General features: G+C 70.1%; 12 protein-coding genes and 1 pseudogene. 7 read left to right on the top strand and 6 right to left on the bottom strand.

All coding sequences use genetic code 11. From position 1 onward, the window contains the following. Positions 1 to 228: 228 nt before the first annotated feature. From AC07FN_RS04650 to AC07FN_RS04665, 4 genes are read left to right on the top strand one after another with little or no spacing between them, the layout of a single operon-like run. Complete coding sequence (locus tag AC07FN_RS04650) at positions 229 to 1,284, top strand: ABC transporter substrate-binding protein (protein ID WP_478394377.1); 1,056 nt, start codon at positions 229 to 231, stop codon at positions 1,282 to 1,284. Further along, positions 1,281 to 2,051, top strand: coding sequence for an ABC transporter ATP-binding protein (locus AC07FN_RS04655; protein ID WP_478394378.1), 771 nt, complete (start codon positions 1,281 to 1,283; stop codon positions 2,049 to 2,051). Before AC07FN_RS04650 ends, AC07FN_RS04655 begins: the two co-directional genes overlap by 4 nt. After that, entirely contained in the window at positions 2,048 to 2,800 is a 753-nt protein-coding gene (locus tag AC07FN_RS04660; protein ID WP_478394379.1) for an ABC transporter permease, read from the top strand. Before AC07FN_RS04655 ends, AC07FN_RS04660 begins: the two co-directional genes overlap by 4 nt. Then, positions 2,797 to 3,600 carry an ABC transporter permease gene (locus AC07FN_RS04665; RefSeq protein WP_478394380.1) on the top strand — a complete coding sequence of 268 codons (804 nt, stop codon included), beginning with the start codon at positions 2,797 to 2,799 and terminating at the stop codon, positions 3,598 to 3,600. Before AC07FN_RS04660 ends, AC07FN_RS04665 begins: the two co-directional genes overlap by 4 nt. 156 nt (positions 3,601 to 3,756) lie before the next feature. Here AC07FN_RS04665 and AC07FN_RS04670 read toward each other — a convergent pair. The 3 genes and pseudogenes from AC07FN_RS04670 to AC07FN_RS04680 all read right to left on the bottom strand — a co-directional run. Beyond that, a pseudogene (locus AC07FN_RS04670) lies at positions 3,757 to 4,056 on the bottom strand (MFS transporter); the annotation flags it as partial. Positions 4,057 to 4,147: 91 nt separating this feature from the next. Further along, the gene (locus AC07FN_RS04675; protein WP_478394381.1) at positions 4,148 to 4,513 is read right to left on the bottom strand and encodes an RNA-binding S4 domain-containing protein; all 366 of its coding nucleotides are present in this window, start codon (positions 4,511 to 4,513) and stop codon (positions 4,148 to 4,150) included. Between the two features lie 46 nt (positions 4,514 to 4,559). Next, positions 4,560 to 5,024, bottom strand: coding sequence for a hypothetical protein (locus AC07FN_RS04680; protein WP_478394382.1), 465 nt, complete (start codon positions 5,022 to 5,024; stop codon positions 4,560 to 4,562). Between the two features lie 143 nt (positions 5,025 to 5,167). On the opposite strand from AC07FN_RS04680, the gene AC07FN_RS04685 reads away from it, so the two are divergent. Next, positions 5,168 to 6,091 carry a DUF5996 family protein gene (locus AC07FN_RS04685; RefSeq protein WP_478394383.1) on the top strand — a complete coding sequence of 308 codons (924 nt, stop codon included), beginning with the start codon at positions 5,168 to 5,170 and terminating at the stop codon, positions 6,089 to 6,091. Here AC07FN_RS04685 and AC07FN_RS04690 read toward each other — a convergent pair whose 3' ends face one another. From AC07FN_RS04690 to AC07FN_RS04700, 3 genes are all read right to left on the bottom strand, one after another. Next, the gene (locus AC07FN_RS04690; protein ID WP_478394384.1) at positions 6,092 to 7,909 is read right to left on the bottom strand and encodes a glycoside hydrolase family 15 protein; all 1,818 of its coding nucleotides are present in this window, start codon (positions 7,907 to 7,909) and stop codon (positions 6,092 to 6,094) included. Positions 7,910 to 8,047: 138 nt separating this feature from the next. Beyond that, on the bottom strand, positions 8,048 to 8,869 hold the full coding sequence (locus AC07FN_RS04695; RefSeq protein WP_478394385.1) for a bifunctional allantoicase/(S)-ureidoglycine aminohydrolase: 822 nt from the start codon (positions 8,867 to 8,869) through the stop codon (positions 8,048 to 8,050). A gap of 188 nt (positions 8,870 to 9,057) precedes the next feature. Further along, complete coding sequence (locus AC07FN_RS04700) at positions 9,058 to 9,561, bottom strand: winged helix-turn-helix transcriptional regulator (RefSeq protein WP_478394386.1); 504 nt, start codon at positions 9,559 to 9,561, stop codon at positions 9,058 to 9,060. A 91-nt stretch (positions 9,562 to 9,652) separates the two neighbouring features. Between AC07FN_RS04700 and AC07FN_RS04705 the strand changes: the two genes are divergently transcribed. Together AC07FN_RS04705 and AC07FN_RS04710 are read left to right on the top strand one after the other, a co-directional pair. After that, complete coding sequence (locus tag AC07FN_RS04705; RefSeq protein ID WP_452615656.1) at positions 9,653 to 10,441, top strand: crotonase/enoyl-CoA hydratase family protein; 789 nt, start codon at positions 9,653 to 9,655, stop codon at positions 10,439 to 10,441. A 41-nt stretch (positions 10,442 to 10,482) separates the two neighbouring features. After that, positions 10,483 to 12,549 (top strand): 3-hydroxyacyl-CoA dehydrogenase NAD-binding domain-containing protein, encoded by a 2,067-nt coding sequence (locus tag AC07FN_RS04710; RefSeq protein ID WP_478394387.1) that lies wholly within the window; start codon positions 10,483 to 10,485, stop codon positions 12,547 to 12,549. Positions 12,550 to 12,585: the final 36 nt, after the last annotated feature.

Consider the following 12,585-nt stretch of genomic DNA (forward strand, 5'->3'; position numbering starts at 1 on the left):
AACGCTTCTCCTCCCACCGTCATCGTCCCCACAGCCAACCGGAACCGCCCGTGCGCCGCTTCGGCGGATCGCCCAAGGTTTTCCCCACGTGCCCCGATCGGGCCTGCAACTTCGACACAGCACCGTAACGTCCTTGTAGGACCCTCCAACGATCGCGTCCGGACCGGGCCGGATCTTTCGTCTGCGCGCACATGGATCGCGCCTGCGCCGTTTGTTTGACTGCCACGCATGATTAACCTCCGGTCTGCCGGCCGGCCCCTCGACCGGCGTCGATTCCTCCGTCTGTCCGGGCTGGCGCTGGGCGGCTCGGCGCTGCTGTCGGCCTGCGGCGGCAACGCGTCGAGCGGTTCCTCCGGCGGCTCGGTGCCCATGCAGCTGTCCTGGGTGAAGAACGTCGAGTTCGCCGGCCAGTACTTCGCCGACAGCCGCGGCTACTTCACGCAGGCGGGCTTCGAGCGGGTGGAGCTGCTCGCCGGGGGCGCCGCGGGCACCTCGGCGGAGGCGGCGATCGCCACCGGCCGGGCGTGGATCGGCGTGTCCGCGCCGCTGATCACCGCGCCGGCGATCAAGCAGGGCGCGCCGCTGAAGATCGTCGCCGCGACCTACCAGAAGAACCCGTTCGCGGTCGTGTCGCTGGAGAAGAACCCGATCCCCGACGCCAAGTCGATGATCGGCAAGCGGATCGGCGTGCAGGACGGCAACGACCTCGCCTTCACCGCGCTGCTGAAGGCCAACGGCATCGACCCGGGCCAGCTCACCCGCGTGCCGTTCCAGTTCGACCCGACGCCGATCACCACCGGCCAGATCGACGGCTACCTCGGGTTCTCCACCAGCGGCGCCGCCACGCTCGCCCGCCGCGGCGTCCCGGCGACGCAGTTCCTGTTCGCCGACAACGGGTTGCCGCTGGTCGGCGAGACGCTGATCGTGTCGCAGCAGACCATCGACGAGGAACGCGACAAGCTGAAGGCGTTCCTGAAGGCGATGGTGCGCGGCTGGAAGGACGCCATCGCCGACCCGGCCGGCGCCGCGCGCCTCGCGGTCGACCAGTACGGCAAGGACCAGAACCTCAAGGCCGACGAGCAGGAGGGGATGATGCAGCGCCAGGCCGAGCTGATCGTCTCCGACGACACCAGGGCGAACGGGCTGCTGACCGTCTCCGACGAGCTCATCGGGGCCAACATCGACTCGCTCAAGTTCGCCGGGATCGACATCGCCGCCGACGACCTGTTCGACCTCGCCCCGCTGCGCGAGGTCTACCAGGAGAACCCGGACCTGCTGCGGTGACCGAGGGAATTTCGCTGTCGGGACTGGGAAAGCGCTTCGCGCTGCGCAAGAACCCGGTCACCGCGCTGGAGAACGTCGACCTGCACACCGAGCAGGGGTCGTTCCTGTCGCTGCTCGGGCCGTCCGGCTGCGGCAAGTCCACTGTGCTGCGCATCCTCGCCGGGCTCGAAGAGCCCACGACCGGCACCGCGCTCGTGCACGGCGAGACGCCGCTGGAACTGCGCAAGCACCACCACCTCGGGATCGCGTTCCAGGACTCGGCGCTGCTGCCGTGGCGCAGCGTCGCGACCAACATCCGGCTGCCGCTGGAGGTCGCGGGACTCAAGCCGGAGCCGGGGCTGATCCAGGAACTGATCGAGCTGGTCGGGCTCGGTGGCTTCGAGAAGGCGAAGCCCGCGCAGCTCTCCGGCGGGATGCGCCAACGCGTGTCGATCGCCCGCGCCCTCGTGGTCCAGCCCCGCGTGCTGCTGCTCGACGAGCCGTTCGGCGCGCTGGACGACATGACCAGGCAGCGGCTCAACCTGGAACTGCTGCGGATCTGGACCGAACGCCCGGCCACCACGCTCATGGTGACCCACGGCATCTCCGAGGCGATCTTCCTGTCCGACGTCGTCGCGGTGCTCAGCCCGCGGCCCGGCCGCGTCCTCGAAGTCGTCGAGATCGACCTGCCCCGCCCGCGCACCCCGGACATGATGCGCACGCCCGAGTTCCACGCGCTGCACGACCACATCTCCGAGCTGCTGTTCACCGCCCGGACCGCCTCATGACCCGCTGGCTGGGCGGCGCCGCCGGGATCGCGGCGCTGGTGGCGCTGTGGTGGGTGCTCGCGGCAACGGTGTTCGCCGGCGGCGGCGCGGTGCCGACGCCGCTGGCCGTCGTGCAGCAGTTCGCCGAGGACGGCTGGCAGTTCTACTGGGACAACGCGAGCGTCACCCTCGGCGGGGCCGGAATGGGTTACCTGTGGGGGAATCTCATCGCGCTGGCGATCGCGATGGTCGTGCTGCTGTTCCCGGTCACCGAGGGCGTGGCCACCCAGCTCGCGGTGGTCAGCTACTGCATGCCGCTGACCGCGATCGGCCCGATCATCCTGGTGGTGTTCGGCGGCCGGACGCCCACGATCTTCCTCGCCGCGCTATCGGTCTTCTTCACCACGCTGGTCGGTTCGCTGCTCGGCCTGCGCGCGGCCGACAAAGCGAGCCTGGACGTCGTGACCGCTTACGGCGGCAACCGCTGGCACCGCCTGGTCAAGGTGCAGCTCGTCGCCGCGCTGCCGGCGGTGCTCAACGCGCTGAAGATCGCGGTGCCCGCGGCGCTGCTCGGCGCGATCATCGGGGAATATCTCGGCGGTGTCGACAGTGGACTCGGCGTGGTGCTGACGGTGGCCCAGCAGCAGTACGTGGTGCCGCGAACCTGGGCGCTGGCCGTGGTGTGCGGGCTGCTCGCCGGCGTCGGCTACGGGCTGCTCGCCGTGCTCGGACGCCTGATCACGCCGTGGGCCAAGGGGGAGCAGGGATGAGCACGTTCGCCCGATCCGCGATCCGCCTGCTGATCCCGATGGTGGCCTCGGCCGTCGTCGTGGTGCTGCTGTGGATCGCGTTCCTGGAACTGTTCGACATCAACTCGATGGTCGGAAAGCCGCCGTCGGCGGTGTGGGAGTACCTGGTCACCGACGACGACGCGGCCGCCAACCGCGCCACCGTCTTCGGCAACCTGGCGGTCACGTTGCGCGACGCGAGCCTCGGCTTCGTCGCCGGCTTGGTCGCGGCGATCGTGCTCGCGGTGGCGTTCTTCCTGGCACGCGGCGTTGAGCAGGCCGTCATGCCGGTGGCGATGCTGCTGCGCTCGGTGCCGCTGGTGGCGATGACGCCGCTGATCATGCTGGTCTTCGGCCGCGACGCCGTCGGCATCGCCGTGATCGGCGGGATCGTGGTGTTCTTCCCGGCGCTGGTGAACCTGGTGTTCGGCCTGCGCTCGGCGCCGCGCCCGACGATCGACCTGGTCACGGCCTACGGCGGCGGCAAGGTGACGGTGCTGCGGAAGGTGGCGGTTCCGGCGGCGCTGCCCGCGCTGTTCGCCTCGGCCCGCATCGCGGTGCCGGGCGCGCTGATCGGTGCGTTGATCGCGGAGTGGCTGGCCACCGGCCAGGGCACCGGGGGAGCGATCCTGCGCTCGGTCGGCGGCTTCCGCTACGACGAGCTGTGGGCGTCGGTCGTGGTCCTCACGGCGACGTCGATCGTGCTGTACACGCTGGTGGGCCTGGTCGAAACGGCGGTGGTGACCCGCTTCTTCCCGGACCGGGCCGGGACAAAACCCTGACCGCGCCGATTCCGCCAAGCGAGCGGAACCGCCGGCAGCGAGGCCCTCGGGCAAAGAGCGCGCTGATGGCCCGGCGAATACCAGCCAGTCGCCACGTCCATGGTGAGCGCAACGAAAAGATGATCGAGATCGTGGAACCTGGATGCCTGGGCTGCCAGGTCGTTGGAGACCACGGCGGACTTCGCGGGTGCCCAGCAGCCCCAGTACCAGCATGGCGATGCCGAAAGGCACGTTGAGCAGGAACGCCCATCGCCACCCGCCCACGTCGACGGCGAACCCGCCGATGAACGGTCCGAGAGATGCCCCGAGCCCGGAGGCAACGCCGACTCGTGCTCCCAAGCCAGCGGCCTCACCGGCGGTGATCGGCAGACGTCTGCAGGCGGCAGTGCCGGAAGTTGGCGACGCTGCCGCGGACCATGCTGATCTTCGACTGGAATGCGTCTGGTCACGGCCGATGGGGCGGCAAGGCGGCGGTGGGCCTGGGGAAACGGCCGTGGTGGCCCGCTTCTTCCCGGACGGAGCGGGAACTGACCGCTGACGGCGCGGGTCAGGCGCCCCGCTCGCGGAACTTGTCGATCAGCCGCCGGTCGCGCTTGGTCGGCCGCCCGGCACCGCGCTCGCGGCGGGCCACCGGCACCGAGGTCTCCGGCGGCGGAGCCGGTGTCCGGTCGATGTAGCAGGTGGAGGCATCGGCCGCGCCGACGCGCCGCTGGATCACCCGCACCACCTCGACGACGCGGGTCCGGTCGCCGACGCGAGCGCGGACCTCGTCACCGGGACACACGGTGGTCGCGGGCTTGGCGGGGCGGTCGTTGACGCGCACGTGCCCGCCGCGACAAGCGGCGGCGGCGTCCGGGCGGGTCTTGGTCAGCCGGACGGCCCAGAGCCAGCGGTCGATACGGGTGGACTCCACAACACCACATGATGTCACGGCGACCCGGCGTCGACCGGCCCGCCGATCAAGGTTGACAGGTGTATTCGGCGCTCACGTCGACCGTCTCGGCGCCCGGGTCGTACCGGGCGATGATCAGGTATTCGTCGCTGCTGTCCACCGAGACGTAGACCATCTCCGCGATCTCGGGAGTGCTGCGATTGTGGTCGAGCCAGTTCGAGCGACCGCGCCATGAGGTTTCGACGGCGTCGAGGTACTGGCGTGCCTGCTCGGGACTGACGCGCGTTGCCTGGGTCGTGGCTTTCGCCCTGGTAGTCCCGTAGAAGGTCTTGTCGTCATCGTCCGTCCCTTCGCAAGGGAGGTCGGCACCGGCCGATGTGCTTGCGAACTGCAAGGCGGTGGAGCCGGCGGACTGGGTCGCCTGGAGGTCGGCTTTCACCCGGTCCAACGGCGCAGGGCCTTCGGGCGAGCAGCCTGCGATGAAGCAACCAACGGCGGCGGCCATCGCCGCGAACCCTCGTCGACCCAGCACGTCATCTCCTCGGTGAAAGCGGCGTTCCGGGTACTGAGACGTTCGGCAGGCCGGAAGGTTGATCGGCGCGAGTGGATTGCCGGGCGGCGGGGTTGCGGGAAATGCACACTGGGGGCCGTCGGGACGGCTTGCTGGGGGCGGGTATGACGGGTTTTCGGGATGCTGCGGGTGATTGGCCTTCGTTGCGCGTCGCCGATTGGGTCGATACTCGCGACACGTTGCACATGTGGATGCAGGTCGTCGGGAAGGTCCGGTTGGCCTTGGCGCCCATGGTCAACCACTGGTGGCAGGTTCCGCTCTACCTCTCCGCTCGCGGGCTCACCACCTCGCTGATGCCGCACGGCCGGCGTTCGCTCGACATCGAGTTCGACTTCTGCGAGCACCTGCTGCACATCCGGTCCAGCGTCGGGGACGCGCGGCGGATCCGCTTGGCGCCGAAGCCGGTCGCCGAGTTCTACCGGGAGACCATGGCCGCTCTTCGCGAGCTCGAACTGCCGGTCTCCATCTGGACCATGCCGCGGGAGATCGAGCACGCCATTCCGTTCGAGGAGGACACCGAACACTCCTCCTACGACCCGGAGCAAGCGAACCTGTTCTGGCAGCAGCTGCTCGCCGCCCACCGGGTGCTGACCGAGTTCCGGTCGCGGTTCGTGGGGAAGGTCAGCCCGGTGCACTTCTTCTGGGGCGCGATGGACCTGGCGGTCACCCGGTTCTCCGGGCGGACCGCGCCGGAACATCCGGGCGGCGCCCCCAACTGCGCGGACTGGGTGATGGTCGAGGGCTACTCCCACGAGCTCAGCAGCTGCGGCTTCTGGCCGGGCGGGCCCGGCGAGGGCACCTTCTACTCGTACGCCTACCCCGAGCCCGCCGGGTACGCCCAGCAGGCGGTCCGCCCGGCCGACGCCTCCTACAGCCCCGAGGTCGGCGAGTTCCTGCTGCCCTACGAAGCCGTGCGCACCGCGGCCGACCCGGACGCGACGCTGCTGGAGTTCCTGCAGACCACCTACGAGGCCGCCGCCGAAACCGGTGTCTGGGACCGGCACCGGCTGGAAGGCACCCCGGCCTGATCAGCCGAGCGCCCGGTCGAGGTTGAACGCCGAGCTGATCAGCGCGAGGTGGGTGAAGGCCTGCGGGAAGTTGCCCAGCTGCTCGCCGGTGTGGCCGATCTCCTCGGCGTAGAGGCCCAGGTGGTTGGCGTAGGTGAGCATCTTCTCGAACGCCAGCCGGGCCTCTTCGAGGCGGCCCGCGCGGGTCAGCGCCTCGACGTACCAGAACGAGCAGATCGAGAACGTGCCCTCGGTGCCCGGCAGGCCGTCCGGGCTGGCCAGCGGGTCGTAGCGGTAGACCAGCGAGTCCGACACCAGGTGCTCGCCCAGCGCGTCGAGCGTGGCCAGCCACTTCGGGTCCGTCGGCGAGACGAACTTGGCCAGCGGCATCATCAGCACCGCCGCGTCGAGCACGTCGTCGTCCTCGTGCTGGACGAACGCGCGCCGCTTCTCCGACCAGCCGCGCTTCATGATCTGCCGGTAGATCTCGTCGCGGGAGCGCCGCCACCGCGGGATGTCGGCGGGCAGGCCCCGGTGGTTGGCCAGCCGCATGGCGCGTTCGATCGCCACCCAGCACATCAGCCGCGAGTACAGGTAGTTCTTGCGGCCGCCGCGGGTCTCCCAGATGCCCTCGTCGGGGCGGTCCCAGTTGTCGCAGAGCCAGTCCACCACGTCGACCACCTCGTCCCAGCGGTCGCTGGAGATCGGCTCGCCCCACTTGTCGTAGAGGTAGATCGAGTCGATCAGCGCACCGTAGATGTCCAGCTGGAACTGGTCGACGGCGGCGTTGCCGACGCGTACCGGGGCGGAGCCCAGGTAGCCGCTGAGGTGCCCGAATTCGCGTTCGGGCAGCTCTTTGCGCCCGTCGATGCCGTACATGATCTGCAGCGGGCCATGCGAGTCGCAGCGGCGGAGATCGACGTGCTCGGACAGGAAACCCATGAACGCCTCGGCCTCCGCGGTGAACCCCAGCCGCAGCAGCGCGTACACGCAGAACGCCGCGTCCCGGATCCACACGTAGCGGTAGTCCCAGTTCCGCCCGCCGCCGATGCTCTCCGGCAGGCTCGTCGTCGGCGCGGCCACGATCGCGCCGGTCGGCGCGTAGGTGAGCAGCTTCAGCGTCAGCGCGGAGCGGTGCACCATCTCGCGCCACCGGCCGCGGTAGCGCGACGCCGACAGCCAGTTCCGCCAGAACCGCACCGTGGCGGCGAACTCGTGCTCGGCTTCGGCCAGCGGGCACTCCCGCGGGGTCACGTCACCGCCGACCCGGTCGAGGGCGAACACCGCGACCTCGCCCTCGTGCAGCTTGAACGACGACCACACGTCCGATCCGTCGGGCTCGACCGGCACGCTGGCCGTCAACGCCAAGGACAGCTCTTCCGACTCGAAGATCGCCTGGCAGCCTTCGATGCGCAGGGCGTGCGGCCGCGTCGCGTAGTCGAACCGCGGCGCCACCCGGGCGCGGAACGGCAGCGAGCCCCGCACGCACACCACCCGGCGGATCAGCCGGTGCCGGCCCGCCTCGCGCGAGTCGTCCACGATCGGCATGAAGTCCTGGATCTCGCCGACGCCGTCCTCGGCGAAGAACCGGGTGATCAGCACGTTGGTGTCCGGGAAGTAGAACTGCTTGGTCCGCGCGGGCACGTCGGCGGCGAGCTCGAAGGAGCCGCCCTGCTCGGCGTCGAGGATCGAGGCGAACACGCTCGGCCCGTCGAAGCGCCCGCAGCAGTACCAGTCGATCGTGCCGTTGGTGCCCACCAGGGCGACGCTGCGCAGGTCGCCGATCAACCCGTGATCGGCGATCGGCAGGTATCCAGGCGATTGTTGGTTCGACGTCACGGGCGCCTCCCGTGCAGCATTCCCGCGCGAGCGCGCGAGGACCGACACCCTCGTTCTACCCCGGCCCCCGGGCGGAGCACCAGTGGGACGAGCGTGGCCCGGCGGAACCCGCCGGGCCATCGCTGCTCGTCGCCGGCGTCAGGTCAGCTTGATCTGCCGGTTGACGTCCTTGTACAGCAGGTAGCGGAACTTGCCCGGGCCGCCCGCGTAGCAGGCCTGCGGGCAGAAGGCGCGCAGCCACATGAAGTCGCCGGCCTCGACCTCGACCCAGTCGTCGTTGAGGCGGTACACCGCCTTGCCCTCTAGGACGTAGAGCCCGTGCTCCATCACGTGCGTCTCGGCGAACGGGATCACGGCACCGGGCTCGAACGTCACGATGTTGACGTGCATGTCGTGCGACATGTCGTTCGGGTCGACGAACCGGGTCGTCGCCCAGGCGCCGTTGGTGTCGGGCATCGGCGTCGGCTCGAGGTCCTGCTCCTGCACCGCGAACGCCTGGGGCGTCGGGTAGCCCGCCACCGGCTCGTAGGCCTTGCGCACCCACTGGAAGGTCGCGACCGCGTCGGACTCGTTGGCCACCGACCAGCTGCCGCCCGCCGGGAGGTAGGCGTACCCGCCCGCCGTGAGGACGTGCTTCTCGCCCTCGATGACGACGTTCAGCGTGCCGGTGAGCAGGAACAGCACCGACTCGACGCCGCTCTCCGGCTCCGGCTCGGTGCTGCCGCCGCCGGGCGCGACCTCGACGATGTACTGCGCGAACGTGGTGGCGAACCCGGCGATCGGCTTGGCGAGGATCCACGCGCGGGTGTTGATCCACCCGGGCAGGTTGCTGGTGACGATGTCCCGCAGCACGCCACGAGGGATGACGGTGTACGCCTCCTTCACCACGGCCCGGTCGGTCAGCAGAGTGCTCTGCGACGGCAGGCCGCCCTCAGGGGCGTAGTACGTCGGCTCGCTCAAGTTGCAACTCCTGTCTTGATCGACGTTCACACGCTGCCGTGCAGTGCTTGCCGGGTGCGCCGCGGGGGCCAGCGATGTGTGACGTGGACAGCGTAAGGCCCCGGAACCCGTCCGGACAGCCGTCCGAGGTCTACGTATACATCACATCCGGACTTCGCTGAACCGCGCTGAATCGGTTTGGCGAGGAGTCACTCCGGTCGCGCGCCGAAGCGCGCCCGGACGTCCTCGCGGTCGGCGAGGCGGGCGGGGAACCCGGGGCCGAGCTCCTTGGTGACGGAACCGGCCGTGAGCGGTTGCGCGCAGTGCTCGCAGACGACGACGCCGTGGGTGGCCTGCCCGCAGGTGTGGCGGGTGATCACCGGCGGCCCGGACTCGCCCGCCAGCCAGCGGTCGCCCCAGGCCATGATGGCCGCGAGCACCGGGTAGAAGTCCTCGCCCTTCTCGGTGAGGACGTATTCGTACCGGTCGGGTCGCTGCTGGTAGCGCACGCGGTCGAGCAGGCCCTCCTCGACCAGCCGCTGCAGCCGGGCGTTGAGGGTGTTGCGGGCCAGGCCCAGGGATTCCTGGAAGTCGTCGAACCGCCGGATCCCGGCGAACGCCTCGCGCAGCACGAGCGGGGTCCACCAGTCGCCGATCAGGTCCATGGTCCGGGCGATGGAGCAGGGCCAGTTCGCCAGCGAAGTCCGCTTCATGTCGCCGATCGTAGTGGGTTGTCCTACTGGACGGACGTTGCTACGTTCCCGGTCAGTTGTTCTAGAGGACTGACTCCGAGCGGAGGACCGGATGAGCGCGGAAGCCGAGCCCGGCGAGGTCACGATGCGGATCGATGGTCGGGTCGCGATCATCACCGTGGCCAACGAGGCGAAGAAGAACTCCTACACGCCGGCGATGATGGAGCAGCTGAGCGCGCACCTCACGGCGTTCGACGATGATGACGAGCTCTGGGCGGCGGTGTTCTGCTCGGCGGGCGAGCACACCACGGCCGGGCTGGACATGCCGAAGTTCTTCGGGCCGAACGCCACGGCGAAGCCGCGCCGGGAGGACCAGGTCGACCCGTTCGGGCTCGGCCGCCGGTGCCGGAAACCGGTCGTCGCGGCGGTGCAGGGCATCACCTACACCGTCGGGATCGAGCTGATGCTGGCCGCGGACATCGTGGTCGCCGCGGACACCGCCCGGTTCGGGCAGATCGAGGCCAAGCGGGGCATCGCGCCGCTGGGCGGCGCGCACTTCCGGTACCTGACCAGGACCGGCTGGGGCAACGCGATGTACCACCTGTTCCTGTGCGAGGAGTTCGACGCGCAGCGCGCCCTGCAGATCGGGTTCGTGCAGGAGGTCGTGCCGTTCGGCGAGCACGTCGACCGCGCGATCGAGCTGGCGAAGCTGATCTGCCGGAACGCGCCGCTGGGCATCCGGGCGACCAAGGAGGCGGCGCTGACCTTCGTCGATGCGGCGGAGCGGGCAGCGATCGCCGAAATCCCGCGAATTCGTGAGAAGGTGTTCGCAACCGAGGACTTCCGGGAGGGCATCCAGTCCTTCGTGGAGCGGCGCGCGGCCGAATTCCAGGGCCGTTGAGCCGAAGAGAACGACGCACTACCAGAAAGCGGGTCTGCTGCATGTCCACCGAGTACGCCCTCGACGGTCCCGTCGCGATCATCCGAATCGAGAACCCACCGGTCAACGGGCTCGGGCACGCCCTGCGCGAGGGGATCGTGCGGGATCTGGGCCGGGCCCTGGAATCCGCCGACGTCGAAGCCGTCGTGCTGACCGGCCGTCCGGGCTTCTTCTCGGCGGGCGCCGACATCACCGAGTTCGGGACGCCCAAGTCCGCGGCGGAGCCGACGCTCGTGGACGTCATCGCCGCGCTGGACGCCGCAGGCAAGCCGGTCGTGGCGGCCATCGACGGCACCTGCTTCGGCGGCGGGCTGGAACTCGCGCTGGGCGCGCACTACCGGGTCGCCACGGCCGCCAGCAAGCTCGGGCTCCCGGAGGTGACGCTCGGGCTCGTCCCCGGTGCCGGCGGCACCCAGCGGCTGCCGCGCGCGGTGGGACCGGCAGTGGCTGCCGAGATGATCACCGGCGGCAAGCCGCGTACGGCCAAGGCGCTCGCGGGCGTCGAAGGCCAGCGGTTGCTCGACCTGGTCGTGGACGGCGACGTGGTGACGGCCGCGACGGCGTTCGCCCGCGAGATCGCCGCTGTGCGGCCGCTGCCGAGGGTCCGCGACCTCGCCGTCGGCGGCGTGGACGAGGTCAGCGCGATGCGCGAGCCGCTGCGCCGCCGCAGTCGTGGGTTCGAGGCGCCGCTGGCCGCCCTCAAGCTGGTGGAGCTGTCGGGGACCGCGCCGTTCGACGAGGCGCTGGCCGAAGAGCGCCGGACGTTCCTGGAGCTGATGGGCGGCACGCAGTCCGCCGCGCTGCGGCACGCGTTCTTCGCCGAGCGGGCCGCCCGCAAGATCCCCGATGTGCCGCGCGAGACGCAGTCGCGCTCGGTCGAGAAGGTGTCCGTCATCGGCGCCGGCACCATGGGCGGCGGGATCGCGATGAACTTCCTCAACGCGGGCATCCCGGTCGTCATCGTGGAAACCGGCCAGGAGGCGCTCGACCGCGGGCTGGGCATCATCCGCCGGAACTACCAGGCCCAGGTCGACAAGCGGAAGCTCACGGCGGAGGTGCTCGAACGGCGGATGGCGTTGCTGACGCCGAGCCTCGACTACGCCGACGTGTCCGACAGCGACCTGGTCATCGAAGCGGTCTTCGAGGACATGGGCGTCAAGCGCGAGGTGTTCACCAAGCTGGACGCGGCGGCCAAGCCCGGCGCGATCCTGGCGTCGAACACCTCGACCCTCGACGTCGACGCGATCGCCGCGGTCACCGGGCGGCCCGGCGACGTGGTGGGCATGCACTTCTTCAGCCCCGCCAACGTCATGAAGCTGCTGGAGGTCGTGCGCGGCGCCGAGACCGCCGACGACGTGCTGGTCACGGCGATGTCGGTGGGGCAGCGGGTCGGCAAGACCGCCGTGGTGTCCGGGGTGTGCGACGGCTTCATCGGCAACCGGATGCTGGCCGAGTACCGGGACGCCGCGATGGCGCTGCTGCGCGCCGGGGCGTCGCCGGCCGAGGTCGACTCGGCGATCGAGGGCTTCGGCTTCGCGATGGGCCCGTTCCGGATGGGCGACCTGGCGGGCAACGACATCAGCTGGGCGATCCGCAAGCGCCGCTACGCGGAGCACCCCGACTCGCCGCGCGACGAGATCTCCGACGCGCTGTGCGAGCTGGGACGGTTCGGCCAGAAGACCGGGGCGGGTTGGTACGACTACAAGTCCGGGAGCAGGGAGGCGATCCCGAGCCCGGTCGTCGATGAGCTGCTGACGTCCTACCACGAGAAGCACGGCACCCAGCGCCGCAGCTTCGAGGCGGAGGAGATCGTGCAGCGCCTGGTCTTCGCGCTGGTGGACGAGGGCGCGCGGATCCTCGACGAGGGAATCGCGCTGCGCGCCTCGGACATCGACGTGGTGTACCTGGCGGGCTACGGATTCCCCCGGCACCGCGGCGGCCCGATGCACTACGCGAACACCGTGGGCACGGCGAACGTGCTGGCCGCACTGCGGAAGTTCCACGACGACGGCTGGGAGCCGGCGCCGCTGCTGGTCCGGCTGGCCGATGAGTCCGCGAACTTCGGCTGACGGCAGTTGACCAGCTGGGCCACTGTGGACTCGTCC

This window comes from Saccharopolyspora sp. NPDC045941, from assembly GCF_056431445.1.

Excerpts from the sequence above, each read along its gene's own strand:
- AC07FN_RS04705 (WP_452615656.1), top strand. The coding sequence starts at position 9,653 with ATGAGCGCGGAAGCCGAGCCCGGCGAGGTCACGATGCGGATCGATGGT.
- AC07FN_RS04650 (WP_478394377.1), top strand. The coding sequence starts at position 229 with ATGATTAACCTCCGGTCTGCCGGCCGGCCCCTCGACCGGCGTCGATTC.
- AC07FN_RS04710 (WP_478394387.1), top strand. The coding sequence starts at position 10,483 with ATGTCCACCGAGTACGCCCTCGACGGTCCCGTCGCGATCATCCGAATC.
- AC07FN_RS04665 (WP_478394380.1), top strand. The coding sequence starts at position 2,797 with ATGAGCACGTTCGCCCGATCCGCGATCCGCCTGCTGATCCCGATGGTG.
- AC07FN_RS04660 (WP_478394379.1), top strand. The coding sequence starts at position 2,048 with ATGACCCGCTGGCTGGGCGGCGCCGCCGGGATCGCGGCGCTGGTGGCG.
- AC07FN_RS04700 (WP_478394386.1), bottom strand. The coding sequence starts at position 9,561 with ATGAAGCGGACTTCGCTGGCGAACTGGCCCTGCTCCATCGCCCGGACC.
- AC07FN_RS04685 (WP_478394383.1), top strand. The coding sequence starts at position 5,168 with ATGACGGGTTTTCGGGATGCTGCGGGTGATTGGCCTTCGTTGCGCGTC.